This is a genomic window from Mesorhizobium sp. WSM4815 (assembly GCF_055811575.1).
The window spans coordinates 382,399-407,135 of the sequence record NZ_JBVVQS010000098.1; the positions used below are offsets into that span (position 1 = coordinate 382,399).

Sequence of the window (24,737 nt, forward strand, 5' to 3'; positions counted from 1 at the left end):
CGGGCATTTGTGCGGCGCGGGACGCCAAAGCGCGGCGCCGGCAGCCGGCAAGCGCCGGCCCATGGGCGATCTCAAAGGGCTGACCCAAAGGGCGGACCCAAGGGCGAACAAGGAAATGAGGTCAAATGGTTGTATCGCTTTCGCGTCGCGGCGACGTCGAGCCGTTCCACGCCATGGACGTTCTGGCGGAAGCGAATCGGCTGAAGGCCACGGGCGTGCCGGTCGTTTCCATGGCCGTTGGCCAGCCGTCCGATCCGGCGCCGGCCGGAGTCAGGCAAGCGGCGACGAACGCATTGAAGATGGGGCGCATCGGCTACACCGACGCATTGGGTCTTGCGGGCCTGCGCGAGGCTATCGCGCAGCATTATGCCGACCACTACGGGCTGGCCGTTTCACCCGGCCGGATCGCCGTCACCACCGGATCGTCGGCCGCCTTCAACCTGGCATTTCTGGCGATGTTCGATCCAGGCGACCGTGTCGCCATCGCCGCACCCGGTTATCCGGCCTATCGCAACATCATGGCCGCGCTCGGCATCGAGATCGTCGAGATCGAGCTCGACGGTGATGCCTATCTCCACGCCGAGCATCTGAAGGCTGCGCATCGCGAAAAGACGCTGAAGGGCGTGTTGTTTGCCAGCCCGGCCAATCCGACCGGGGCGATTATCCCCGCCGACGAGCTGTCGGCGCTGGTGACGACGGCACAAGAGCTCGGCATCGCCGCGATCTCCGACGAGATCTACCATCGGCTGGCTTACGCTGCGCCGGACAGCACAGCACTTGCCTGCGGCCCTGACGTGACGGTGATCAATTCCTTCTCGAAATACTACTGCATGACCGGTTGGCGCATCGGCTGGATGGTGCTGCCGGAACCCTTGGTGCGGCCGGTCGAGCGCATCGCCCAGAGTCTCTACATCTCACCGCCCGAACTGTCCCAGATCGCCGCGATCGAGGCGTTCAAGGCAACCGCGGAATTGGAGGCGGTGAAGGCGCGCTACGCAGGCAATCGCGAGCTTTTGATGAAACGCCTGCCGGAACTCGGCTTTACCCTGGCGGCACCGATGGACGGGGCGTTCTACGCCTTCTGCGATGTCACCAGGCACACCAACGACAGCATGGCCTTCGCGCGCAAGATGCTGGCCGAGGCGCATGTGGCGGCGACGCCCGGTCGCGACTTCGATCCGCTTCAAGGTCATCGAGCCATGCGCTTTTCCTATGCCGGCAGCCACGACGAGATGGTCGAGGCGATGATGCGCATCGAACGCTGGCTGAGATAGCGCGATGCCGGACCTCGAGCAGGCTTTGACCGAGATTGCCGCCGAAATGGCCGAGCGCACCGATCGCGGCGACGTCGCGACCTACATTCCGCAGCTCGGCAATGTCGATCCGAAAAAGTTCGGCATTGCCGCGGTGACCAATGACGGTCGCGTGCTGATGGCGGGCGACGCCGATGAGCCGTTTTCGATCCAGAGCATTTCGAAGGTGTTCACGCTGACACTGGCGCTTGGCAATGTCGGCGACGCGTTGTGGCAGCGTGTCGGGCGCGAGCCTTCGGGCAACCCGTTCAACTCGATCGTCCAGCTCGAGCACGAGAACGGCATTCCGCGCAATCCGTTCATCAATGCCGGCGCCATCGTCATTTCCGACATTCTGCTCGCCGGCCACCAGCCGCGCGAGGCGATCGGCGAGATCCTGCGCTTCATCCAGTTCCTGGCCGACGACGAGACCATCATCATCGACCGCGAGGTCGCGGCTTCGGAACGAGCCACCGGTTTTCGCAACTTGGCGCTCGCCAACTACATGAAATCCTTCGGCAATCTCAACCACGCGCCGGATCTGGCACTGGGCGTCTATTTCCACCATTGTGCCATCGCGATGAGCTGCCGGCAACTGGCTCTGGCCGGCCGCTTCCTCGCCAATGGCGGCAAGAACCCGGCGACTGGCTATTCCGTGGTGTCGGCCGAGCGCGCGCGCCGCATCGGCGCGATGATGCTGACCTGCGGCCACTATGACGGCTCCGGCGATTTCGCCTTCCGCGTCGGCATCCCCGGCAAGAGCGGCGTCGGCGGCGGCATTTTGGCGATCGTCCCGGGCGTGGCCTCGCTCGCCGTCTGGTCGCCCGGCCTCAACGCCAACGGCAATTCCAGGCTGGGGTCGATTGCGCTGGAAAGGCTGGCGAAGATGATGAACTGGTCGGTTTTCGCGCCATAGAGATTTGGGGGCGCCATAGAGATTGGCCCGCTTCAGACAAGAAAAATCCCGCGCTGTCGGTAGGACAGCGCGGGATTTTTCTTGTTCAAAAGATCAGGATAACCTACCGAAAAGCTTAGAAAAAGCCTTTCCGCTGCCACCAGCCGGCACGCTTCGGCTTCTCCTCGGTCTTTTCCTCTTCGGCAACAGTCGAGGACACGATCGGCTCAACCGGAGCATCGACCGGTACGGGCTTGCGTCGCGATGGGCGGACCTTCGGTTTCTCGTCGACGGCGGCCACGGCTGTTTCCTCTGAAACAGCTGCGGGAGCCTCGGCAGAAATTTCCGGCTCGGCTACCGGCGTCTCGGCAACGACGTCCGCCGCGGCCTTCTTCGGCTTGGCAGCGCGGCGCGGCTTCTTCGGCTTTTCGGCGCTTGGCATGTCGTCATTGGCCGGAGCAAGGTCGACAAGCTCTTCGACCGGCGTGGCTTCCACCGGCGTTGCTGCTGCCGGTTCGCCGGAGACGGCCTCCAAGACCTCGGGACGGTCAGCCGACTCGGCAGTGCCTGCATCGACCTCGCCTTCGCCGTCTTCACGGCGATTGCGCTTGCCGCCGCGCTTGCCGCGCCGACGCTTCTTGCCCAGACCTTCGTCAGGCTCCAGACCTTCATCAGGCTCCCGACCTTTAGGCTCTTGCCCGTCATCCGACGCTTCCACCGCCTCGGTGACGCCGACCTGGTCCTCGTGGTCTGCTTCGGCGCCTTCATCGCTTGCGGCCTCGGAGACGCCATCGGCAGTGGCCGAGATGGACGCACCTTCCACGGGGGCGCCATGCTCGCGGTCGCGATCCTTGCCGCCGCGCCGTCTGCGGCGCTTGCGGCGCTTGCGGTCGCGGCCTTCGCCATCCTCGCTGGGCCTTGGCTGCTGCGGCTGCTGCGCCTGGCGCGGTTGCTCCGCCGGTGCAACGACCTCGTCTTCCTCCTCCTCGATGACGATTTCGTCGGCGGGCTCTTCCGGCTCGACATAGGCGGGCAAGGTCCGCACCTCGACGAAGCCTTCAGGCTTTTCGGCCAGCGCGCCGCGGAAGATCGCATAGTGCTGGGCGCCGACCGTATCGTCGGCCTCGACGGTGATGGTCAGGCCGAAGCGGTTTTCGAACTCCACCAGCGTGCCGCGCTTGTGGTTGAGCACATAGAGCGCGGTCGCCGCCGGCGTCCGCACCGTGATGTGGCTGCGCGAATCCTTGAGCAGGAATTCCTCGATCGCCCGCACCACCATCAGCGCGACGGACGAATCGGACCGCACATGGCCGGTGCCGCCGCAATGCGGGCAAGGCTTCATCGTCGATTCCAGCACGCTGGCACGGATGCGCTGGCGCGACATCTCCATCAGGCCGAAATGCGAGATGCGGCCGACCTGGATGCGGGCGCGATCGTTCTTGAGGTGATCCTTCAGCCGCTTCTCGACGGAGCGGTTGTTGCGGTTCTCCTCCATGTCGATGAAGTCGATGACGATCAGGCCGGCGAGATCGCGCAGCCTCAGCTGCCGTGCGACCTCCTCGGCCGCTTCCAGATTGGTGTGAAGCGCTGTGTCCTCGATCGAGTGCTCCTTGGTGGAGCGGCCCGAATTGACGTCGATGGCGACCAGCGCTTCGGTCTGGTTGATGATGATGTAGCCGCCGCTCTTCAGCGTCACCTGCGGCTGCAGCATGCGGTCGAGCTGCGCCTCGATGCCGCTGCGCACGAAGATCGGCGTCGTGTCGCGGAACGGCTGCACGACCTTGGCGTGGCTCGGCATCAGCATGCGCATGAAATCCTTGGCCTCGCGATAGCCCTCTTCGCCGGAGACCAGGATCTCGTCGATGTCCTTGTTGTAGAGGTCGCGCACCGAGCGCTTGATCAGGCTGCCTTCCTCGTAGACGAGGGCAGGGGCCGTCGACTGCAGCGTCAGGTTGCGGACGTTTTCCCAAAGCCGCATCAGATATTCGTAGTCGCGCTTGATCTCGGCCTTGGTGCGGCTTTCGCCGGCCGTGCGCAGGATGACGCCCATGCCCTGCGGCACTTCGAGATCGGCGACGACCTCCTTCAGCCGCTTGCGGTCCTGCGCGTTGGTGATCTTGCGCGAGATGCCGCCGCCGCGCGCCGTGTTGGGCATCAGCACCGAATAGCGGCCGGCAAGCGACAGGTAGGTGGTGAGTGCCGCGCCCTTGTTGCCGCGCTCTTCCTTGACGACCTGCACCAAGAGGATCTGCCGGCGCTTGATCACTTCCTGGATCTTGTACTGGCGGCGCACCGGCTTGCGGCGGTTGCGCGCTTCTTCCAGCGCATCCTCGGCGCCGACCGATTCGACCTCATGGTCATCCGAATGCGATGACTGCACCTCTTCCAGCATGCCGCGATCATTGTCGGTAGAGGTGGCTTCGCCGGCCGCATCAGCCTGCGGCACGGCTTCGGAAATCACATCCGATTCGATGCTGGCGGCGATGGAGTTCGGACCGCCTTCGGAAGGCCCAGTTTCGTCACCGCCAGTTTCGTCACGGCCATGGCCAGTCTCGTCACGGCTCGTCTCATCAGGACTTGCCTCGCTATGACTGGCGACATCCTCGCCATGTTCCGAAGCAGTGGACGGCGTGTCGACTTTTTCTGAGGCATCGACGTTCTGCGCGACCGCATCCTCGCCGTGTTCGCCGCCCTCATTGGAGCCGCTGTCATTGGACCCGCTGTCATTGGACCCGCTGTCATTGGAATCGCCAGAAGCGTCCGAATCGGCCGCACCTGCATCACGCTTGTGTTCGCCTCGGTCGCGGCTCTTGCCGCCGCGGCGGCGTCCGCGCCGGCCGCGATCGCGGTTCTGGCGATCGTCGCCATCGCCGTCCTCATCGTCCTCGTCTTCAGCCTCCTGCGCTTCCGCGCGCAACAGCGCCTGACGGTCGGCGACCGGAATCTGGTAGTAGTCGGGATGAATTTCACTGAAGGCGAGGAAACCGTGACGGTTGCCGCCATATTCGACAAAGGCTGCCTGAAGCGAGGGTTCGACGCGGGTTACGCGGGCGAGGTAGATATTTCCTTTGAGCTGCTTCTTGTCCTGGGATTCAAAGTCGAATTCTTCAATACGGTTACCGCGAACGACGACAACTCGTGTTTCCTCCGGGTGGGAGGCGTCTATCAGCATTTTGTTGGGCATTATTTCGTTTCCCCCCGGCAGCCGTCAGCCGCAGCTTGCGGGGCAAAGCCCGCCGCTGTGAATGTGGATGAACATGGGTGCCGGGCAATTGAATGTCCGCCGGCCGCTGCCTGAGCGCCATGGCGGTGCCGCCCGCAGCCATAATGGCGCGGTTTGCTGCGGACCTTTCCATGATTGCGCTTGAAGCCATCGTAACCAGCAGAACCTTTTTGAACCAAAGCCCGGGAAAACCGGACCAGCTTGTTTGCTCGTACAGAGCCGGCGCGGGACAATCCCGGCCGTTTTCCTCACGCAGGCGCTTCCCCCGCCACGGGCTTACACCTGCGAAATTCGTCGCGATCACCTGTTGCCTTTTTCGCCTGACGCGAAAGGAGCCGTCGTTCATCTCACCTGTAGCAGGAAGCTGCGGAGAAGGACGGTTCCAGGATTGCAGTGATCCACCATCGCTTTTATGATTTGGCGGGTTGGAAGGCAACCCCGATTTCCGATGCCGGCAAAATGCAGTTCCGCAACGGAAGCACGGCTTTAAGCGTTGCGTGAAAAGGCTTGGTTAACCTTCTCTGGTTACCAACCGTTAATCGAGTTCGCGGCCTGACCGGCGTTCGACAAGACGACGACACTCCGACAAGCAAGATTGGCCGACAACAGGATCGGGCGCCTACGCCAAACCGGAGCGACTGGAAGAGATGGCACTGGCAGTCTTCACGCACATGAGTGGTCGCGCCGGAGGCATTTTTTTCTACGCCGCCTACTTCCGCGCTGCCCACTTGCGAGGTGCCCGCTTCCGCGCTGCCCACTTCTTCCGCGCTGCTTGTCTGCTGTTGCTGGTTGTCGTTTGCCTGGCTCTTTCGCCAGTTTCCTTTGCCGCCGACGCGCCGCTGGCAGTGACGAGCTACAAAATGGCCGGTGACGCCACCAAGATGCGCATCGTCATGAATTTCGATCGTGAGCCCGACGTCAAATGGTTCCTGCTGCGCGGCCCCCACCGTCTGGTCGTCGACCTGCCAAGCACGAGATTCGCCATCAATGCCAAGGACGTGAAGGCGCGCGGCCTGGTCAGGAGCGTGCGCTACGGCGATCTCGGCGAGGGAGTGTCGCGGCTGATTCTCACCGGCAAGGGTCCGTTCGCCGTCGACAGGTTCGACGTGCTCAAGAACGATGACGGCAACGGCTACCGCATCGCCATCGACATGTCGGCGGCGTCCGTGCGGGAGTTCGACGCCGCTCTTGCCAATCAGGCGTTGACCACCGGCTCGACGGTCTCCTCCGACAAGGGCGGCAGGGTCGGCACCGGCCCTGTCTCCAATCCAGGCCATCGCTTCACCGTCGTCATCGATCCAGGCCATGGCGGCATCGACGGCGGCGCCGAGGGCATGAACGGCACCGTCGAGAAGAACGTCACGCTCGCTTTCGCCACCGAATTGCGGGACAAACTCGCCGCAGTCGGCAAATACGACGTGTTCATGACGCGCGAGACGGACCAATTCCTGCGGCTGGACGACCGCGTGCGCATTGCCCGCCAGCACGAGGCCGATCTGCTCATTTCGATCCACGCCGACACCATCAGGGTCAAGGGCCTTCGCGGCGCAACCGTCTACACCGTCTCCGACAAGGCTTCCGATCCCGAAGCTCAGGCGCTCGCCGACCGTGAAAACCTTTCCGACCAATTCGCCGGTATGGAAATCAAGGACGACAACAAGGAAGTAACCGACATCCTGATCGACCTGATTCGCCGCGAGACGCACAGTTTCTCGATGAGTTTTGCCCAAACGCTGGTCGGCCAGCTTTCCACCAGTGTCGGCCTCATCAACAATCCGCAGCGTTCGGCCAGCTTCAAGGTGTTGAAGGCGCCGGATGTTCCCTCCGTGCTGGTCGAACTCGGCTATCTGTCGAATGCCAAGGACGAGGCACAACTGCTCAGCGCCGATTGGCGCAGCAAGGCGGCCCAGAGCATAACCAATGCCATCGCCCTGTTCGCTTCAGCCAAGGCCGGAGCCGGAACCGGAGGCTGAGATGCCAGCCCTCGCCACAACCAGAGGCAGCGTTGCACGACGACAACACTTTGCACTTATATTTTCGCCATTCGAAGCCGAAATTCCAGGCTGCCGCATTTTGCCCACATGGTGGCGACATGGATTTTCGATTACCGGTCGGGATCGTCTCGAAAGCTTGCGCGAAAGGCGGCTTCGTTTAGGCAATTCCCGAACCAAGGACTGGAGCGGGCATGATTCGTCTTATTGGCTATTTCTTCGGCATCGGCACCGCGCTGGCCCTTTTGGTCGCGGCCGGCGTGGCGATCTATATCAGCCATTTGTCGAAGGATTTGCCCGATTTCGAGGTCCTGGCCAAATATGAACCGCCGGTGACGACCCGCATCCATGCGTCCGACGGTGCGCTGATGGCCGAATATGCGCGCGAGCGGCGCCTGTATTTGCCGATCCAGGCGGTGCCGGATCGTGTCAAGGCGGCCTTCCTGTCTGCCGAGGACAAGAACTTCTACAATCACCCCGGCATCGATATGACCGGCCTTGGCCGCGCAGTCATGGTCAATCTGCAGAATGCTGGCTCGGGCAAGCGCCAGGTCGGCGCCTCGACGATCACCCAGCAGGTGGCGAAAAACTTCCTGTTGTCCTCGGACCAGACCTACGAGCGCAAGATCAAGGAGATGATCCTCGCCTTCCGCATCGAGCAGGCCTATTCGAAGGACCGCATCCTCGAGCTCTACCTTAACGAGATTTTCTTCGGGCTCGGCGCTTATGGCGTCGCCGGCGCAGCGCTCACCTATTTCGACAAGGCAGTGAATGAACTCACCGTGGCGGAGACGGCCTATCTGGCGGCTTTGCCAAAGGGCCCCTCCAACTATCACCCCTTCAAATATGCCGACCGCGCCATCGAGCGCCGCAACTGGGTGATCGACCAGATGGTCGGCAACGGCTACGTCACGCAAGAGGAAGGCGCCAAGGCCAAGGCCGAGCCGCTCGGCGTCAAGCCACGCCGCTCCGGCACCTATCTGTTCGCCGGCGAATATTTCACCGAGGAGGTGCGTCGCCAGATCAGCGCGCGCTACGGCGAGAATGCGCTCTACGAGGGCGGCCTGTCCGTCCGTACGACGCTCGATCCCAAGATGCAGCTCATCGCCCGCAAAGCCATGCAGAACGGCCTGATGAAGTTCGATACGCTGCGCGGCTATCGTGGGCCGGTGAAGACCATCGACCCGTCCGGCGACTGGGGCGTGCCTTTGAGCGAAGTCAAGGGACTGGACGACGTGCCCGAATGGTCGCTCGCTGTCGTGCTCGACAGCTCGGAGAGCGGTCTGTCGATCGGCCTTCGGCCGACCCGGCAGATCTCGGGCGAACTTGTCAAGGATCGCGTCGAAGGCACCGTCAGCCGCGAGGATATGAGCTTCGCCATGCGTCATGTGGTCGGCGGCAAGACCGTCAAGGCCAAATCGCCGGCGGACGTGCTGAAGCCTGGCGACGTCATCTTCGTGCAGAAGAAAGAAGACACGGATGGGGCCTATATCTTGCGCCAGGCCCCCGAAGTGGAGGGCGGCCTGATCGCCATGGATCCGCATACCGGGCGCGTTCTGGCCATGGTCGGCGGGTTCTCCTATTCGCTATCCGAATTCAACCGTACCACGCAGGCCATGCGCCAGCCGGGTTCGTCGTTCAAGCCGATCGTCTATGCGGCCGCTCTCGACAATGGCTATACGCCGGCTTCGGTGATCATGGATGGCCCGATCACCATCAAGAGCGGCAACACGACCTGGACGCCGAAAAACTACGATGGAAGGACTGCGGGCCCGGCGACCTTGCGGTCCGGTATCGAGAGGTCGCGCAATCTGATGACGGTGCGCCTGGCCAACGACATGGGCATGAAACTGGTCGCCGAATATGCCGAGCGCTTCGGCGTCTATGACCGACTGGCGCCGTATCTGCCGATGGCGCTGGGGTCGGGCGAGACGACCGTGATGCGCATGGTATCGGCCTATTCGATCATGGCCAACGGCGGCAAGTCGATCAAGCCGACGCTGATCGACCGGATCCAGGACCGCTACGGCAAGACGGTCTACAGGCAGGACGAACGCGGCTGCAAAAATTGCAATGCGGCTGAATGGCAGAACCAGCCTGAGCCGGAACTGGTCGACAATTCCGAGCAGGTGCTCGATCCGATGACCGCCTATCAGATCACTTCGATGATGGAGGGCGTCGTCGAGCGCGGTACCGGCGCTACCGTTGCCGAACTCGGCCGCCACATCGCCGGCAAGACTGGAACGACAAACGACGAGAAGGATACCTGGTTCATCGGCTATACGCCCAACCTCGTTGTCGGCCTTTATATGGGCTATGATCAGCCCAAAGGTCTTGGCAAGGGCGCGACCGGCGGCGGCCTTGCTGCGCCGATCTTCAAGGACTTCATGCGCGTGGCGCTGGACGGCACGCCCAATGTCGATTTCCAGGTTCCCGAAGGCATGAAACTGATCGCCATCAATCGCAAAACCGGCATGCGGGCCAACCCGGACGACGCCGGCGCCTTTATCGAAGCCTTCAAGCCGGGCACCGGCCCCGCCGACAGCTATTGGGTGATCGGCATGGGTGAGGACGGCTCCAACGCCTCCGGCGGCGCGCTGTCGCCACAGGCCAACCAGGCCATCCAGTCCGGCGGCGGCGGGCTCTACTGACATAGGATAGGGTATTTGGGCCGGTTTTCGAGCCGGCCCATTTCGCTTTACAGGCGGCGGTGCCGTCCCTATGTATCGCGCCAACCCAAGCTCTGCTCAAGCGACAGGGCACCATTTCAGCACAGGACAGAACATTCAGCCATGCGCGCGGAAACGCAGAATATTGTCGACGAAATCAGGCAGGCGATAACCCTGCTGAGGAGGCATCTTTGACTGGGATCAAGCCATAAAGCGGCTTGAATACCTGAATGTGCGTGCCGAGGATTCGAGCCTCTGGAACGAACCGCTGGAGGCGCAGAAGCTGATGCGTGAGCGCCAGGGCCTCGAGGAAGGCATCGCCGCAGTCAAAGGCCTCACCCAGGCGCTGGAAGACAATATCGGCTTGATCGAGCTTGGCGAGGAAGAGGGCGATGAGGGTGTCGTCGCCGAGGCGGAAGCGGCGATCCGCTCGATGCGCGGCGAAGCAAAGGCCCGCCAGATCGAGACGCTGCTTTCGGGCGAGGCCGACGCCAACGACAGCTATCTCGAAATCCATGCCGGCGCCGGCGGCACCGAAAGCCAGGACTGGGCCTCGATGCTCCTGCGCATGTACACGCGTTGGGCCGAGCGGCGCCGCTTCAAGGTCGAGGTGCTGGAAGTGCATGACGGCGAAGAGGCCGGCATCAAGTCCGCCACGCTGCTGATCAAGGGCCACAACGCCTATGGTTGGCTGAAGACGGAATCCGGCGTTCACCGTCTGGTGCGTATTTCGCCCTATGACAGCAATGCGCGCCGTCACACCTCCTTCGCCAGCGTCTGGGTCTATCCCGTGATCGACGATACGATCGAGATCGACGTTTCCGAATCGGATGTCCGCATCGACACCTATCGTTCGTCCGGATCGGGCGGCCAGCACGTCAACACGACCGATTCAGCGGTCCGCATCACCCATCTCGCCACCGGCATCGCGGTCGCCTGCCAGGCTGAGCGCTCCCAGCACAAGAACAAGGCGAAGGCCTGGGAGATGCTGCGTTCGCGGCTCTACGAGGAAGAACTGAAGAAGCGCGAGGCGGTGGCCAACGCCACCGAAGCGTCGAAGAGCGATATCGGCTGGGGCCATCAGATCCGATCCTACGTTCTGCAGCCCTATCAGTTGGTGAAGGATCTGCGCACGGGCGTCGAGAGCACAAGCCCGTCGAGCGTGCTGGACGGCGACCTCGACGATTTCATGGAGGCCTCGCTGTCGCAGCGCATCGAGGGCGGCGCCGGCGAAGTGGTGGCCGATATCGACTGAAGCTTCTAAGCCCCAAGCAGCAGGAACATCACGCTAGAGTAACAGGCTCTTCACTGTAATTGAGCGGGTGCTTTATGGCTTTGTTTTTTCATCGAATTTTCGACAATTACTTCTACCTCCGGGTTCATTGTTGCAGGCCTGCCGTCGCCTGGCCCGGAACCACTGCGAGTTCAATCTCGTTATCCGCGCGATCCCACTGCCGGGGTTGATGAAGTCACTCTCGTCAGCCCCGGCAGGCTGGTTCCGGCTGCAGATGTCGGCGCTCGATTGCACAGCAATTTCTTGCGCCAGCAAAGGAATCAGGCCAGCATCCGAACGTTGGGGGAAAAAGCATTTATGGCCGGACGCGGCGTATCTGCGACCTGACGAGCCGGCCACTGGGAAGATACGTTCCAAGAACGGGCAAGCGAAACGCTTGATAACTCGGTGATAGGAATTGCGCCCATGCCTGCTTCCACAACCCGACTGGCCTCTGCCGTCAAGACGGCGCGCCGCCTCCTGAATTCGATCATTGCGGTGGTGGTTCTGACGGCCGCCACCATTGTATTTGCAGCGCCGGCTTTGGCGCACGACGCCACGCCGACTGCAGCGAAGCCGCAAGGCTGGAGTTACCCATTCTCCTGTTGTTCCGGCTATGATTGCCGCGCGGTGTCGCAGACGTCGATCAGCGAGCGTCCGGAGGGCTATGTCATCAAGGGAACAGGCGAGGTCGTGGGCTACAGCGATGCACGGATCAAGAATTCGCCCGACGGCGAATATCACTGGTGTTCGGTCGCCGGCGCCAATGACGGAAAGACCATCTGCCTGTTCGTGCCACCGTCGTCGTTTTGATGCATGTCGCCCAAAGGCTTGCCCCCAAAAGCTTGCGCCAAGCGGGCCATGGCCTGACCCGAGGGTGCGCAGCGGTTTTGGGATACGACATGCATCAAAAAGAGTGAAGCGCGCCACGCGTCCGACGCAGGTAAGCCGAGTCTGCTGACAGACGGTTGTCAACGGCGCCTCTTTATGTTGCCTTACCGCGCTGGCGCGAAGCAATCGCGAGGGAGGCGTCATGACCATAAAGGCAAGCTGCCACTGCAGGGCGACGACGTTCGAGGTTTCGGAAGCGCCGCTAACCGTGACGCAATGCACCTGCTCCTTCTGCTCGAAACGCGGCTCGTTGTGGGCCTATTACGTCCCGTCGCAATTCAAGCTCACCAGCCCGCTCAAGAATGTCTCTTTCTATCAATGGGGCTCGAAAACGGTAAAACATGGTTTCTGCGCCACCTGCGGCTGCGGCACCTTCACCGAAACGCCGGACTGGTCGACCGGCAAGCCGGATTTCGACAATCCGAAAATCAGCGTGAATTCTCGCCTGTTCGACGATTTCGACCTCGATCAGGTCGAAGTCGTCGTCATCGACGGCAAGAATCTCTGGTAGCCGACAGTCTCTGCCAGCCGATCGGAATTGCGCAAATAGCGGCGGTTGAATTGACCGGGAAAAGCCGTGGCCAGCCGCTTTTCCCCTTCCATTTTTCGCCGCATTTCATGTTACAAGCATAGAGCGACGTGCGTCCACTTGGACGCACAAGGGATGCGGCGCGCCACTGGTGGGACCGCGGACTGGAGAGGGACTACCTGATGAAAAAGACTGTGCTCGTCGCAGTGGCGACGGCTGTGCTCGTGAGTGCCTGCACCACCACCGATCCGTATACCGGACAACAGAAAGTTTCCAACACTGCAGCCGGCGCCGGCATCGGCGCGCTGGCGGGTGCGGGGCTCGGCCTGCTCGCCGGCGGCAACGATCGCCGCAATGCGCTGATCGGCGCTGGCGTCGGCGCGCTCGCTGGCGGCGCCATCGGCGCCACAATGGACCAGAACGAGGCCGAACTGCGCCGGCAGCTTCAGGGGTCCGGCGTCAGCGTCACCCGCAGCGGCGACCAGATCATCCTCAACATGCCGTCCGACATCACCTTCAACGTCGACCAGGACGCGGTGAAGCCCGGCTTCTATCAAGTGCTGAATTCGGTCGCACTTGTGCTGAACAAGTTCCGCCAGACCACCGTCGACGTGTTCGGCCACACCGACTCGACCGGTGGCGACGAACACAATTTCGACCTGTCGCAGCGCCGCGCGCTGGCGGTCGCCAATTATCTGTCCGGGCAGGGCGTCGATACCCGCCGCTTCGCCGTCACCGGCTTCGGCAAGACGCGTCCGATCGCCTCCAACGCGTCGGCCGCCGGCCGCGCCCAGAACCGCCGCGTCGAGATCCAGCTCTCACCGCTCACCTGAGCAAGACAAACAAGAAGACCGCATTGCACATGAAAACGGCCCCGCAAGGGGCCGTTTTTGCTGGTCTTTGAGAATTTCTGCTGTGATCAGCCCAATTTCTGCTGTGATCAGCCCTTGGCGACGATGCGCATGAACGCGGGCATGTCGTCACCGAATCCGACGGTCCCATCGTTGTCTTCCTGGCGATGGCGGGCCGGGCGATTGCCGTCGCGCTGCGGCCTGGTGTCGCCACGTTCCGGCGCGCGCTGTTCGTTGCGATGGCGATCGGGCGAAGCCTTGCGATCGGGTGAAACTTGGCGTTCGGGTGAAGCTTGGCGTTCGGGGGAAGCTTGGCGCTCGGTGTTTTCCGAGCGGATCGCTTCCTTGCGCGCGCGCCGCTCACCCGCATCGGCGACCGCCGTCTCGGCCGCCACCGGCTGTTCCTCGCGCGCCAAATCCGGTGCTGCAGCTTCGCTTTGCTTGGCGTGGCGTTCGCGTGGCCTGCGTTCGCCCCTCTCCTTGCCATCGTCCTTGCGGCCGGCGCGGCGCGGCGCGCCGCGGCCACGGCGGGGAGCATCGTCCTCTCCGCCCTCGCTGGCGACGACCGTCGATAGATCGCCGTCATGCCACTCGATCTTGTTGCCGATCAGCCGTTCGATCGCGTCGATGTATTTGGTGTCGGACTTGGTGGCGATGGTGAAGGATTTGCCCGAGCGGCCGGCGCGGCCGGTGCGGCCGATGCGGTGGACATAGTCCTCGGCATGGATCGGCACGTCGTAATTGAAGACGTGGCTGACATCGGGGATGTCGAGGCCGCGCGCCGCGACGTCCGACGCAACGAGATAGCGCAGTTTGCCGTCACGGAAATTGGCCAGCATCTGCATGCGCGCGCGCTGGTCCATGTCGCCATGCAGCGCGCCGGCGTCGAAATCATGTTTCAGCAGCGAGCGGAAAAGCTCCGAGACCTCGATCTTGCGGTTGCAGAAGATGATGGCGTTCTTCAGCTCCGCATCCTCGGCCTTTATCAGATTGCGCAGCGTCTCGCGCTTGTCCCAGGGTTTCGAGCCGGATTTCACCAGACGCTGGATGATGTTGGTCGCGGCGGACGCGGCCTTCGAAACCTCGACGCGCACCGGCGCGTGCAGGAATTTCTCGGTGAGCTTGGTGATCTCAGGCGGCATCGTCGCCGAGAAGAACAGCGTCTGCCTGGTGAACGGGATCATCTCGCAGATGCGTTCGATGTCCGGGATGAAGCCCATGTCGAGCATGCGGTCGGCCTCATCGATGACCAGGATCTCGACGCCGTTGAGCAGAAGCTTTCCGCGCTCGCGATGATCGAGCAGGCGGCCCGGCGTCGCGATCAGCACGTCGGCGCCGCGCTCCAGCTTCTTGTCCTGCTCGTCGAAGGACACGCCGCCGATCAGCAGTGCGATGTTGAGCTTGTGGTTCTTGCCGTATCTGATGAAGTTCTCTTCAACCTGCGCGGCAAGCTCGCGCGTTGGCTCAAGGATCAGTGTGCGTGGCATGCGGGCGCGCGCCCGGCCTTTTTCGAGGCGGGTCAGCATCGGCAGCACGAACGAGGCCGTCTTGCCGGTGCCGGTCTGGGCGATGCCCAAAATATCCTTGCCGAGCAAGGCGTGCGGAATGGCGCCGGCCTGGATCGGTGTCGGTTCGGTGTAACCGGCGTCGGTGACTGCGGAAAGGACCTTCGGCGACAGGCCGAGGTCTGCGAAGGTCAACACGTCTTGAGCGATCTGGGTGTCTGAGGACAAGTTTGGCTGTCTTTGGCTGGTTCGGGGGCGCAACGCAAGCGGTCGCGGCAAGCGCCGCGCGCCTGCAAGATTGGTATTGCAGGTAGGCGCAAGCCTACGATTTGTCAACACAAACAGGCGGGGGACGGCACGATTGTGAAGTCGTAACCTTAATCGCGATGCTTAATCGAGTTGCTGTCGCTGCGCCGGCTCAATAGCGGAACTGTTCGGCGAGAATGCGCTCGTTCCACGAGTGGCTCGGATCGAACAGCAGCGTCGCCGTTACCGTTGGCGATTCCTGCACCGTAACCGAGGTTACGGCCTTCACCTCGGTGTGGTCGGCGGCGGCGTTCACCGGCCGCTTTTCCGCCTCCAGGATATCGAAGCGAACGGTCGACTTGTTGGAGAGCAGCGCGCCGCGCCAGCGGCGCGGGCGGAACGGACTGACCGGGGTCAGCGCCAGCAGCGGCGCGTCGAGCGGCAGGATCGGTCCGTGCGCGGAAAGGTTGTAGGCGGTCGAGCCGGCCGGCGTCGCGACCATCACACCGTCGCAGTTCAATTCCTCCAGCCGCACTTGCCCGTCCACGGTGATACGGATCTTGGCCGTCTGATAGGACTGGCGCCATAGCGCAACCTCGTTGATCGCCAACGCCGAGATCGTTTCGCCCTCAGCGGTGACCGCCTGCATCTCCAGCGGACGGATCGTTTCGGCAACGGCCGCGGCGATGCGCCCGGTCAAACCGCTGGCGCGGTATTCGTTCATCAGGAAGCCGATGGTGCCACGGTTCATGCCGTAGACCTTTTTTCCCGTGCTCATCGTGTCGCGCAAGGTCTGCAACAGGAAGCCGTCGCCGCCCAGCGCCACGACGATCTCTGCATCCTCGATGGGTGCCTGGCCATAGCGCGCCGAAAGGCTCTCCAGCGCCGCCTTGGCGTCGGCGGTGTCGGACGAGACGAAGGCGAAGCGGCTGGCGGCTTTGTTCATGGCTCCCCAATGGCGATGTTGATGGCGACCGGTTGGTGGCGACCGGTTGCTTGGGCCGCGCCAGCGCCGGGTTAGCATGGGCGGGCAGATCTGCAAAGCGAGACATCTGGCGCCGCTTAATAACAGCGCCGGGAGGAGCCGCCGGCCTGCTGCTCGCGCATCGTGTCGAGTGACAAGCGAATGTGATGGTTAAGACGGGAATTAAACTCTCGTAAAGCCGGATCGACCATGTTAGCCGGCAGTGGATGGGCGGCGTGGGGGCCAGCTAGTCGGACCGATTTATTGCCGGTAACACGCCTGATTGTCATCGTCTTGATGCTGGGAAGTTTCGCGCTTGCCTTTGCCCAACTGGTGCGCCAGTCGGAACAGACGAGTTTGCGACCCCAACCAACGGCTTCACGCTGCGGCGATGCCGCCGGCACGCCATGCCCGCAACGGGCGTTGTGAATTCGCCAGGCACTTCCCGTGATACGAGAGGCCGGTGCTTATCGCGCCTGCAGCAGGTGGCAGCCGGCCTGCCGCTTCTGTGCGAGATACTCGTCGATAAGCTGGCGGTAGCGCACCTTGCCGAAGCTCGGGAAGTGGCCGCCATGCACGACCGCAACATCGAGCCCGCGCATCCGCAGCAGCGTCTCGACATAGTCGTCGACAGCGGAATGATAGACATCGTCGATCAGCGGGCCGTCATAGACGATGTCGCCGGAAAGCAGGATACCGGTCTTCCTCTCGTAGAGCGCGATGCCGCCGGGTGAATGGCCCGGCGTGTGGATCACTTCGAAGGCACGGTCGCCGAGATCGACGAAATCGCCTTCTCCAAGCAGACGATCGGCCGGCGCCGGCTGGATCCGGTAGCGCGTGGCATCCCAGCCTTGCGGCATTGCGTCGAACATGGCGTCGGTCGCGTAGCGGTCGGCGACCGTCCATTCATTGCGCGGGTCGGCGAGGATTTCTGCTTCGGCCGCATGCACGCAACGGTCCGGAAATTCGTGATGGCAGCCGATATGGTCGAAATGCGTGTGGCTGGCCACGCAAACGAGCTTTCGCTCCGTCACCAGCGGGACGTGGCGCCGCAGGCTGAAATGGCCGAGGCCGGTGTCGAACAGAAGATCGCGATCGCGGCCGCGCACATGCCAGATGTTGCAGCGGAAGAACGGCTTGATCCACGGCTCATGGATCAGCGTCACGCCATCGCCCATACGGATGGCTTCATACCAATTCGGTGCGTCGATGATCGGAAGCGTGCCCATGGCTCAGCCCGCCAGAAGAATGACATCGCCAGCGTCGCACGAAACCGCAGAGATGTCGCCCGGCTGGACGACCGCAGCAGCGGGAACCCTGGCGATGAAGTGCAGCGCCGGGTCTTTCTCGGAGACAGCAAGCACGCGCTTGAAGCTGCCCTGAAACACCACGTCGCTCACCTTGGCCGTGCCGAGCCTTACCGCGCCGCCTGTCGCGCCGAGGACAAGGTGCTCCGGACGGACGGCGAGGGCGACAGAAGCGCCAGCAGGCACTGTGCCGGGCAGGGAAAGCGGTCCGACCTGGGTCGCGACAGTGATTGTTCCGTGCTCCGCCGCCGTCACCGTTCCCGATATCAGCGTGCTCTCACCCATGAAGGTTGCGGAAAAGCGCGTCGCCGGCCGCGCATAGACGCGCTCGGGCGGGCCTTCGTCCTCGATGCGCCCGTCATTCATGACCACGCAATGGTCGGCCAGTGCCATCGCCTCTTCCTGGTCGTGGGTGACATGGATGAAGGCGGTGCCGACGCGTTTCTGGATCGCTTTCAACTCATCCTGCATCTGCCGGCGCAGTTTTAGGTCGAGCGCGCCGAGCGGTTCGTCGAGCAGCAGCACGGCCGGCTCGACGACAAGCGCGCGGGCCAGCGCGACGCGCTGCCGCTGGCCGCCGGAAAGCTGGTGCGGCTTCTTGTCGAAGGCGGTGGCCAGCCCGACCAGGGCCAGCGCGTCCCGCGCCCGCGCGGTCCGTGTCGCGGCATCGACGCCTTGCATGCGCAGGCCGAAGCCAACATTGCTGCCGACGCTCATATGCGGAAACAGCGCATAGTCCTGAAAAACCGTCGTCGTCGGCCGCTTCGCCGGCGGCACCGCGGTGCAGTCCTCGCCGCGGATCAGCACTTTGCCTTCGCTCGGCGTGACGAAGCCGCCGAGAATGGACAAAAGCGTCGTCTTGCCGGAGCCCGACGGCCCGAGCAGGATGGTGTAGCTGCCCGGCTCGATTTGCAGCGACACTTTCCTCAACACGGTGTTCTGGCCAAAGCGATGCGAGACAGCGCGGACATCGACCAGTGGCGCGGTCATGCCGGCTTCCTCCGCAACAGCATCAGTTCAAAAAGCACGATCAGCACGATGGAGACGGCGAAGACCAGCGAGCCGACGGCGTTGGTCTTGGGATTGAGGCCCGAGCGCAGGAGGTTCCAGATCTCGACCGGCAGCGTCGTGTCGAAGCGCGTCAGCAGGAACGAGATCACGAATTCGTCCCAGGAGAAGGTCATCGACAGGAAGAAACCGGCGAAGATCGCCGGCGCCATGACAGGCACGGTGATCAGCAGCAGCACCTTCCATTCGGGCGCGCCGAGGTCGCGCGCGGCTCGCTCGATGTTGATCTGGTGGTCGCCCATCTGGCTGTAGATGATGGCAAAGCACAGCGGCAGGTTGATCACCACATGGCCGATGCCGGCAGCAAGCAGCGATTTCGGTATGCCGGCCCAGTTGAACAGCACCAGCAGCCCCATGCCGATGATGAGATAGCTCACGGTCAGCGGCAGCGTGATCAGCCCGCGCAGCAGGGCCGAGCCCGGCAGCACGAAACGCGCAAAACCCCAGGCTGAGAGGAAACCGAGCGTGACGGCAGCAGCCGAGGAGAGGACCGCGACTAGAAGCGAATTGACCAGCGCCGAGGTCAGCCGCGTGTCGGCGAGCACGGCGTCGTACCAGCGCAGCGACGGGCCGGTGAAGGGCGGGATCGGAAACGACGTCGCCTGCAGCGAAAACAGCACTAGCACGACCACCGGCAGGAAGATGAAGCCATAGATGACGATGGCGTAAAACCAGGAGACGATGCGGACAACGGCGCGCACAGTCAGGCCCGCTCGATCTTGAGCCAGCGGGCGCAGGCGAGATAGCCAATGGTGACGACCGCCATCAGGATGATCGACAGCGCCGAGGCGAGCGGAAAATCGCCGCGCCGGCCGATCTGCATCATCACCAGTTGCGGCATCAAAAGCTCGTTATTGCCGCCGAGGATCTGCGGCGTGATGTAGTCGCCGATGCACAGCACGAAGGTGAGGAAGGCGCCGACCATGATGCCGGGCAAGGTCAGCGGCAGGACGACATGCAGGAACGTGCGCACCGGCCCGGCGCCGAGATCGGCGGCTGCCTTGCGGTAGCTCGGGCTGAGCTGCTTCAGATTGGCGAAGATCGTCAGCGTCAAAAGCATGACGAAGAAATGCACGAAGCCGATGACCGTGGCCAGCCGCGTGTTGGCGAGCTGCAGCGGCTCGCTGAACAGGCCGGAGCCGGTCAGCGCGCGGTTGATCACGCCGTTCTGCGCCAGCACCAGCAGCCAGGAGTAGGAGCGCACGACATAGGAGGTCCAGAACGGCAGCACCGCCAGCATCAGCGCCAGCCGCTGCCAGCGTTCCGGCACCTGTTCGGCCAGGATCCAGGCGAAAGGGTAGGCGAGCAGCACCGAAATCACGGTGACGATGGCTGTAACCTGCAGCGAATTCACCATCGCCTGCCAATAGGCCGGGTTGGTGAAGAACTGGCTGTAATTAGCGAGTGTAAAGCCCCTGCCGTCATGCGCCGTCAGGCTGGAAAACCCCATGGCGACGAACGGCAGCACGAAGAACAGCAGCGTCCAGCCGAGCGCCGGCGTGACCAGCGCCCAGGGCAGGCCCGCCCGGGGCAGGGCACGGCCCGCCCGGGGCAGGGCACGCCCGCTGTTGGTGGCAGAGTTCACGACCGGCGACCGGTCACTGCGCCTGCAGCATTTCGGTCCAGACGTCCTGCATCTTCTTGTCGAGATCGGCGTTCGGCGCCGGATAGGGCTGGGCGCGGGCGAGGAAATCCGGCTGCTCGTCGAAGCGCAGGATCTTCTTCTGCTCATCGGTCAGAGCCGCCTTGGTATTCGCCGGCATGCCCCAATAGCAGGCAGAAGTGGCAAGCCGCGCCTGGCCTTCAGGGCTCATAATGTACTGGATGAATTTTAGCGCCGTGTCCTTGTTTTTGGAATCCTTGAACATGGCCAGCGACTGCGACCACAGCACAGCACCTTCTCTGGGAATCGAGAAGTCGAGGGCAGGGTTCTCCTTGGCCAGCCCGGCCGTCACCCATTCGCCGCCGCCGACCAGAATGTCGACCTCGCCGGTCGCCAGCGCGGTCTGGCTGGCGGTCACCTCGCCGACCAGCTTGGCATTGGCCTTCATCCTGAGCAGCTCTTGCTTGATGGCCGGAAGGTCGGCTTCAGTCAGCTCGGCGGTCTTCTTGCCGATCGCCAGCGCCGCCATGCCGATGACCGGCAGGTAATAGTCGTAGATGGCGATCTTGCCCTCGTATTTGTCGCCGGTCAGCGCGGCCAGCGACTGCATGTCGGCCGGATCGACCTTGGTCTTGTTGTAGCCGATGGTGTTGTAGCCGAATTTTTCGGTGATGCCGTAGCGCTTGCCGTCGACCACGGTGGAGCTGTCCATTTTCACCTGGGGAAAGAGGTCGGCCAGCGGCAGCTTGTCTTCCGGCAGCGGTTCGAACAGGCCCTTTTCGACGCCGCGCGGTATGTCGATGCTGTCGATCACCATCACGTCCCAGTCTCCGGGCTGCGACTGCTCGACAATGGCCATGCCGGCGCCGGTGCCCTCGAACTCCTTGACATTGACCTTGACGCCATTGGCCTCCTCGAAGGGCTGCAGCAGCGCCGGATCGGCGTGATCGCACCAGATCAGGGCGTTGAGATCAGCGGCCTGAGCGAGGCTGCCCGTCGCCAGCAGCAGCGCTGTCGCTGCACACGCGGCGTGAAGGTGTCTCTTCAGAACGGAAAGCGGCTTCCTGGTCGTTGGATTCGGGGTGATTGGATTGATGGTCATCGAGTGTTCTCCCTTGCCTTTCTGGCTTCTGGCAAAAAATTGAACCAATTCTAAAATTGAGTCAATTCTGTTTTTATGGCAGATAGCCGGCATGAGCGGATTGCGGGCAAGGCAAAAGGCGGATCGGCATCGCCGCATCATCGAGGCGGCGGCGGCGCTTTTTCGCGACACCGGCTATGAAGGCGCCAAGATCGAGACGATCGCGGCGCAGGCGGAAGTCTCGGTCGGCACGATTTATAACTATTACCAGAACAAGGGCGACATCCTCGGCGCCATCGTCTCGATGGAGGTCAATGAGGTGCTCAATGCCGGGCAGGGCGTCGTCGCCAATCCGCCGGCCAATGTCGGCGATGCGCTCGACACGCTGCTCGGCATCTATATCGAGCATTCGCTGCATTATCTCAGCAAGGAGATGTGGCGGCAGGCGATGGCGATCTCGACGCAACTGCCCGACAGCCCGTTCGGCCAGGCTTACACGGCGCTCGACCGGGCGCTGACCGAGCAGATCCGCGCGCTGATCGCCCGGCTGCAGGGGCTCGGCCTGGTCCGCCGGGATATCGACGGGCAGGCGCTCGGCGAACTGGTGTTCAATAACATGAACATGATGTTCATAGAATTCGTGAAGCGCGACGGGGCGAGGATTGCCGAACTGCGCGCCGCGATACGAAGGCAGATCCGGATTCTGGTGGCGGCGATCGCTGCGTGAGGGCTCCCGATGGGATTTCTGGTGGCCCGGACGTCGCTAAGCCGCAATCGCGCAGGTTCAATTCCGCTGGTGGCGCGTGGAGCACTTCCGCTGTTGACTACATCGGCGGTTTTCTACCGAGCATGCCTGGGTGGCCGCGCACGTGGAAACGGCACGACGGTCAAGGGCGCCTTACGGAATTCGGCGATGGCTATTTCTTCAATCAGCAAGTCCAGTGCCTCGCTGACGCGTTGGCTCGTTTCGTCTATGCCGCAGAGCCGGTTTTGGGCGCACTCCAAGAGCTCGCGCGCTGCAGCGAAGTCGCTTCGCATGACACCACCCGTTGTTCAGCCCACCCGCCCGGATATTATCGGCGCGCTAAATTGAGCGACTGCTAATATACACAGGGGCATTTTAATCGAATGGCATTAATGGCCGGGAGCGGGAGATGCCGGCCGGTCCGCAACCCTGTTGCATCCATTGGTTCTGATGCCACGGACCGGAGGCATGGCGCTTTGCTTTGCGAAACGCGGGGGTTTAGTCCTGATACGATCTTGGGCGGCTTAGAAATTCTCTGGCGGCAGCGATCTGGCGTCGATGCTCGCGAAGGAAGGCCAGGCTGAAACAGATCGAAAAGGCCAATCCCGAAAAGGCTATCGTTGCCTGCGAGGTCGGATCGGGATCGGCAATCATCAGGAAGCGGAAACCGAACGCCAACGCGAGGGCAGCAAGACCACCATACATGCCGCCGATAAACGGTGCGATCGTGCGTTTCTGCTCCAACGGCGACTCCTATGGTTTCCACGACGGAATACCTGTGGTCCGCTAGCGGATACATCCGTTGAAGCTGATGGGCTATGGCCCCGGCCTGTGGAAATTGGGGATGAGCAGATTTCGACCAACCGTGGGAGGTTATCACAAAAAGCCGGTTGTCCCCGGAAGGCGTCTGTTTTCAATAGCGATAGATGTAAGCCGGCCTCCTGAAGCCGCGCTTGCATTTCACCTCTTCCTTGTATTCATCGCCTTCCCACTTGCGCTCGATCTTGCAATTGCCGCGCCGGAATTCCTTTTTGTAGCTGTAGCGTTCGCGCTTCCGCTCATAATCACCTTCGTCTTGATAGCGGCCCAGCCATTTGCCATGACCGCTCTCGTCCTTCCACGGATCGGCAGCGGCCACGCTGACGCATCCGGTCATTGCAATGCCGGCCAGGAGGGTAACGAGCATCTTCATAAGCGATCCTCCTTTGCTGATCCCCGTGGGCCGCTTTGCAGAATGTGGACGGCCGTCAACGTTTTCATCAAGCCCGGAAGCGCATCCCGCCGGGCCCGATATTCGATGTCACAATCAACCGCCGTTAGCAGGTGCTGCCGGAGCAGGTGCTGCCGGAGCGGGTGCTGCCGGAGCAGGTGCGGCCGGCTCTGCCGGAGCGGGCGCGGCTGGGGCAGGTGCGCTCGGCTCTGCCGGAGCGGACGCGGCTGGCGCTTCGACGTTGGGCGCTTCGACCGTAGGCGCTTCAACCTTTACGTCGACGTCCTTTCCGGTGCCCCCGCCGTTGATGTTGATAACGCCGGTGAACAACAGCAGGATCACGATTGCGATAATAGCGAGAACGACGGCGACAGCGGTGCCGGCGCCATTTCCGCCTGAGTTAACAACGGTGGGACCGTCAGCCATGACTATCTCCTATTCTCAATTACCACTGGTCGGCAACGGGAGCGGCGGGCGCTTAGTTCCGGCGCCGGGCTATGGTCCATGACGCAGTAAGACTGAAGTCTGTGCGTTAAAGACAAAGGGCTGAGGCTGGCAACCAAGATCTTGGCAAACGATTGGTATTTGGCCGCCGAGCAAAGTCCCTTCATCGGTGGTTCCGGGTGCCCCGCTGTATACGCATCCGCGGGCACCCGATGTGGCACCCTAACGGCGGAAAGAACTGTGACCCTTATCCAGAGCAAACAGAATGTCGATGCGGTCGCAAGCCGACCCGCCAATGACAATCAAACTCCTGACCCAACAGATTTCTCGGTGGTTGATCTTGTTTCGTCGAGCGACGATGACATCGTTGCAATCGTCAGGCGAACAGAGCGCCTGGCCCTCGCCGTGATTATAGTAATGGCGATCTTCCTGATCTTTGCACCGGTATTCTTCATTGCCCTGATGTATGGGATCTAGAGGTCCCGATTAGCCCTCGCCCCCCTTGCGCAGCGCGGCAAAATCCGAAGGGCCGGCCTCATTCAAGACGACAGGCTTTGGTGCCCCCGGACGGAATCGAACCGCCGACCTTCGGTTTACAAAACCGCTGCTCTACCAGCTGAGCTACAAGGGCACGGCGCTCCGGTTAGCATATTTGGTGCGCCAGTAAAGACAAAACTCCGTTTTGAGTGCGCTGGGGCAGCCGGCGCGGGCGTCCTGAAAACGGCCAATTGGCTTCCTATATTGTTCTAAGGTGCAATCGCATGGGCGAGGGTGTCGCATGATCAGACTTGTCGTCATTGCCCTGATCGTCGTCGTGACCTGGTTCCTCCTGGTGAAGCTCATCAAGATTTTGAAGAGCGCCAATGTCGACTGGACCGGCGTCACCACCATCATCGGCTTCATCGCGCTTGCCTTCTGGCTGCGCCACATCACCGGCATGGGCTGAGGCC

The 24,737-nt window shown here is 62.4% G+C and carries 22 protein-coding genes and 1 tRNA gene; 11 read left to right on the top strand and 12 right to left on the bottom strand.

Translation table 11 applies throughout. The annotated features are described in order from the left end of the window. The first annotated feature begins 125 nt into the window (after positions 1-125). Together AC0L2B_RS22995 and AC0L2B_RS23000 are read left to right on the top strand one after the other, a co-directional pair. Positions 126-1,274: a pyridoxal phosphate-dependent aminotransferase gene (locus tag AC0L2B_RS22995; RefSeq protein ID WP_473746908.1), complete on the top strand. Its 1,149-nt coding sequence runs from the start codon at positions 126-128 to the stop codon at positions 1,272-1,274. Positions 1,275-1,278: 4 nt separating this feature from the next. Next, complete coding sequence (locus AC0L2B_RS23000; RefSeq protein WP_473746909.1) at positions 1,279-2,208, top strand: glutaminase; 930 nt, start codon at positions 1,279-1,281, stop codon at positions 2,206-2,208. A 115-nt stretch (positions 2,209-2,323) separates the two neighbouring features. On the opposite strand, the gene AC0L2B_RS23005 is transcribed toward AC0L2B_RS23000, so the two are convergent. Beyond that, complete coding sequence (locus AC0L2B_RS23005) at positions 2,324-5,371, bottom strand: Rne/Rng family ribonuclease (RefSeq protein ID WP_473746911.1); 3,048 nt, start codon at positions 5,369-5,371, stop codon at positions 2,324-2,326. 686 nt (positions 5,372-6,057) lie between these two features. Between AC0L2B_RS23005 and AC0L2B_RS23010 the strand changes: the two genes are divergently transcribed. The 6 genes from AC0L2B_RS23010 to AC0L2B_RS23035 all read left to right on the top strand — a co-directional run bounded on the left by AC0L2B_RS23010 (position 6,058) and on the right by AC0L2B_RS23035 (position 13,596). Continuing rightward, positions 6,058-7,383, top strand: coding sequence for an N-acetylmuramoyl-L-alanine amidase (locus tag AC0L2B_RS23010; RefSeq protein WP_473746912.1), 1,326 nt, complete (start codon positions 6,058-6,060; stop codon positions 7,381-7,383). A 212-nt stretch (positions 7,384-7,595) separates the two neighbouring features. Further along, positions 7,596-10,052: a penicillin-binding protein 1A gene (locus tag AC0L2B_RS23015; RefSeq protein ID WP_473746913.1), complete on the top strand. Its 2,457-nt coding sequence runs from the start codon at positions 7,596-7,598 to the stop codon at positions 10,050-10,052. Positions 10,053-10,193: 141 nt separating this feature from the next. After that, positions 10,194-11,325 (top strand): peptide chain release factor 2 gene (gene prfB, locus AC0L2B_RS23020; protein WP_128173254.1). Its coding sequence is split into 2 segments (ribosomal slippage): positions 10,194-10,259 and positions 10,261-11,325, totalling 1,131 coding nucleotides; the frame shifts between segments, so codons are not numbered across the junction. Positions 11,326-11,769: 444 nt separating this feature from the next. Then, entirely contained in the window at positions 11,770-12,156 is a 387-nt protein-coding gene (locus AC0L2B_RS23025) for a hypothetical protein (protein WP_023798148.1), read from the top strand. Between the two features lie 220 nt (positions 12,157-12,376). Beyond that, entirely contained in the window at positions 12,377-12,745 is a 369-nt protein-coding gene (locus AC0L2B_RS23030) for a GFA family protein (protein ID WP_128182295.1), read from the top strand. 200 nt (positions 12,746-12,945) lie between these two features. Beyond that, the gene (locus tag AC0L2B_RS23035; RefSeq protein WP_031254560.1) at positions 12,946-13,596 is read left to right on the top strand and encodes a YiaD family glycine zipper/OmpA-like lipoprotein; all 651 of its coding nucleotides are present in this window, start codon (positions 12,946-12,948) and stop codon (positions 13,594-13,596) included. A gap of 107 nt (positions 13,597-13,703) precedes the next feature. Here the strand turns inward: AC0L2B_RS23035 and AC0L2B_RS23040 are convergent, their stop codons facing one another. The 7 genes from AC0L2B_RS23040 to AC0L2B_RS23070 form a co-directional block, all read right to left on the bottom strand. Further along, positions 13,704-15,347, bottom strand: a complete 1,644-nt coding sequence (locus tag AC0L2B_RS23040; protein ID WP_473746914.1) for a DEAD/DEAH box helicase — start codon at positions 15,345-15,347, stop codon at positions 13,704-13,706. Between the two features lie 190 nt (positions 15,348-15,537). Beyond that, positions 15,538-16,311 carry an NAD kinase gene (locus tag AC0L2B_RS23045; RefSeq protein WP_023798144.1) on the bottom strand — a complete coding sequence of 258 codons (774 nt, stop codon included), beginning with the start codon at positions 16,309-16,311 and terminating at the stop codon, positions 15,538-15,540. Between the two features lie 485 nt (positions 16,312-16,796). Continuing rightward, a complete protein-coding gene (locus tag AC0L2B_RS23050; protein WP_473746915.1) occupies positions 16,797-17,558 on the bottom strand; it encodes an MBL fold metallo-hydrolase in 762 nt (253 codons plus the stop codon). Between the two features lie 3 nt (positions 17,559-17,561). Next, positions 17,562-18,626: an ABC transporter ATP-binding protein gene (locus tag AC0L2B_RS23055; protein ID WP_473746916.1), complete on the bottom strand. Its 1,065-nt coding sequence runs from the start codon at positions 18,624-18,626 to the stop codon at positions 17,562-17,564. Beyond that, positions 18,623-19,405, bottom strand: a complete 783-nt coding sequence (locus tag AC0L2B_RS23060; RefSeq protein WP_473746917.1) for an ABC transporter permease — start codon at positions 19,403-19,405, stop codon at positions 18,623-18,625. Before AC0L2B_RS23060 ends, AC0L2B_RS23055 begins: the two co-directional genes overlap by 4 nt. A 2-nt stretch (positions 19,406-19,407) precedes the next feature. Next, positions 19,408-20,289, bottom strand: coding sequence for an ABC transporter permease (locus AC0L2B_RS23065; RefSeq protein WP_473746919.1), 882 nt, complete (start codon positions 20,287-20,289; stop codon positions 19,408-19,410). A 13-nt stretch (positions 20,290-20,302) separates the two neighbouring features. Then, the gene (locus tag AC0L2B_RS23070; protein ID WP_473746920.1) at positions 20,303-21,409 is read right to left on the bottom strand and encodes a polyamine ABC transporter substrate-binding protein; all 1,107 of its coding nucleotides are present in this window, start codon (positions 21,407-21,409) and stop codon (positions 20,303-20,305) included. Positions 21,410-21,500: 91 nt separating this feature from the next. Here AC0L2B_RS23070 and AC0L2B_RS23075 point away from each other — a divergent pair, with 91 nt between their 5' ends. Then, positions 21,501-22,115, top strand: a complete 615-nt coding sequence (locus AC0L2B_RS23075) for a TetR/AcrR family transcriptional regulator (protein WP_473746921.1) — start codon at positions 21,501-21,503, stop codon at positions 22,113-22,115. 516 nt (positions 22,116-22,631) lie between these two features. Here the strand turns inward: AC0L2B_RS23075 and AC0L2B_RS23080 are convergent. The 3 genes from AC0L2B_RS23080 to AC0L2B_RS23090 all read right to left on the bottom strand — a co-directional run bounded on the left by AC0L2B_RS23080 (position 22,632) and on the right by AC0L2B_RS23090 (position 23,769). Then, on the bottom strand, positions 22,632-22,877 hold the full coding sequence (locus tag AC0L2B_RS23080) for a hypothetical protein (protein ID WP_473746923.1): 246 nt from the start codon (positions 22,875-22,877) through the stop codon (positions 22,632-22,634). A gap of 169 nt (positions 22,878-23,046) precedes the next feature. Next, positions 23,047-23,325, bottom strand: a complete 279-nt coding sequence (locus AC0L2B_RS23085) for a hypothetical protein (protein WP_473746924.1) — start codon at positions 23,323-23,325, stop codon at positions 23,047-23,049. Positions 23,326-23,439: 114 nt separating this feature from the next. After that, positions 23,440-23,769: a hypothetical protein gene (locus tag AC0L2B_RS23090; protein WP_023798135.1), complete on the bottom strand. Its 330-nt coding sequence runs from the start codon at positions 23,767-23,769 to the stop codon at positions 23,440-23,442. 258 nt (positions 23,770-24,027) lie between these two features. Here AC0L2B_RS23090 and AC0L2B_RS23095 point away from each other — a divergent pair, with 258 nt between their 5' ends. Beyond that, entirely contained in the window at positions 24,028-24,264 is a 237-nt protein-coding gene (locus tag AC0L2B_RS23095; RefSeq protein WP_473507600.1) for a hypothetical protein, read from the top strand. A 78-nt stretch (positions 24,265-24,342) separates the two neighbouring features. Here AC0L2B_RS23095 and AC0L2B_RS23100 read toward each other — a convergent pair. Continuing rightward, positions 24,343-24,418: transfer RNA gene (locus AC0L2B_RS23100), tRNA-Thr, on the bottom strand. A gap of 147 nt (positions 24,419-24,565) precedes the next feature. Between AC0L2B_RS23100 and AC0L2B_RS23105 the strand changes: the two genes are divergently transcribed. Beyond that, positions 24,566-24,733: a hypothetical protein gene (locus AC0L2B_RS23105; RefSeq protein WP_473479039.1), complete on the top strand. Its 168-nt coding sequence runs from the start codon at positions 24,566-24,568 to the stop codon at positions 24,731-24,733. The last annotated feature ends 4 nt before the right edge of the window (positions 24,734-24,737 follow it).

Coding starts and splice junctions, on each gene's coding strand:
- AC0L2B_RS22995 (WP_473746908.1), top strand. CDS start 126: ATGGTTGTATCGCTTTCGCGTCGCGGCGACGTCGAGCCGTTCCACGCC.
- AC0L2B_RS23000 (WP_473746909.1), top strand. CDS start 1,279: ATGCCGGACCTCGAGCAGGCTTTGACCGAGATTGCCGCCGAAATGGCC.
- AC0L2B_RS23005 (WP_473746911.1), bottom strand. CDS start 5,371: ATGCCCAACAAAATGCTGATAGACGCCTCCCACCCGGAGGAAACACGA.
- AC0L2B_RS23010 (WP_473746912.1), top strand. CDS start 6,058: ATGGCACTGGCAGTCTTCACGCACATGAGTGGTCGCGCCGGAGGCATT.
- AC0L2B_RS23015 (WP_473746913.1), top strand. CDS start 7,596: ATGATTCGTCTTATTGGCTATTTCTTCGGCATCGGCACCGCGCTGGCC.
- AC0L2B_RS23025 (WP_023798148.1), top strand. CDS start 11,770: ATGCCTGCTTCCACAACCCGACTGGCCTCTGCCGTCAAGACGGCGCGC.
- AC0L2B_RS23030 (WP_128182295.1), top strand. CDS start 12,377: ATGACCATAAAGGCAAGCTGCCACTGCAGGGCGACGACGTTCGAGGTT.
- AC0L2B_RS23035 (WP_031254560.1), top strand. CDS start 12,946: ATGAAAAAGACTGTGCTCGTCGCAGTGGCGACGGCTGTGCTCGTGAGT.
- AC0L2B_RS23045 (WP_023798144.1), bottom strand. CDS start 16,311: ATGAACAAAGCCGCCAGCCGCTTCGCCTTCGTCTCGTCCGACACCGCC.
- AC0L2B_RS23050 (WP_473746915.1), bottom strand. CDS start 17,558: ATGGGCACGCTTCCGATCATCGACGCACCGAATTGGTATGAAGCCATC.
- AC0L2B_RS23055 (WP_473746916.1), bottom strand. CDS start 18,626: ATGACCGCGCCACTGGTCGATGTCCGCGCTGTCTCGCATCGCTTTGGC.
- AC0L2B_RS23070 (WP_473746920.1), bottom strand. CDS start 21,409: ATGACCATCAATCCAATCACCCCGAATCCAACGACCAGGAAGCCGCTT.
- AC0L2B_RS23075 (WP_473746921.1), top strand. CDS start 21,501: ATGAGCGGATTGCGGGCAAGGCAAAAGGCGGATCGGCATCGCCGCATC.
- AC0L2B_RS23085 (WP_473746924.1), bottom strand. CDS start 23,325: ATGAAGATGCTCGTTACCCTCCTGGCCGGCATTGCAATGACCGGATGC.
- AC0L2B_RS23090 (WP_023798135.1), bottom strand. CDS start 23,769: ATGGCTGACGGTCCCACCGTTGTTAACTCAGGCGGAAATGGCGCCGGC.
- AC0L2B_RS23105 (WP_473479039.1), top strand. CDS start 24,566: ATGATCAGACTTGTCGTCATTGCCCTGATCGTCGTCGTGACCTGGTTC.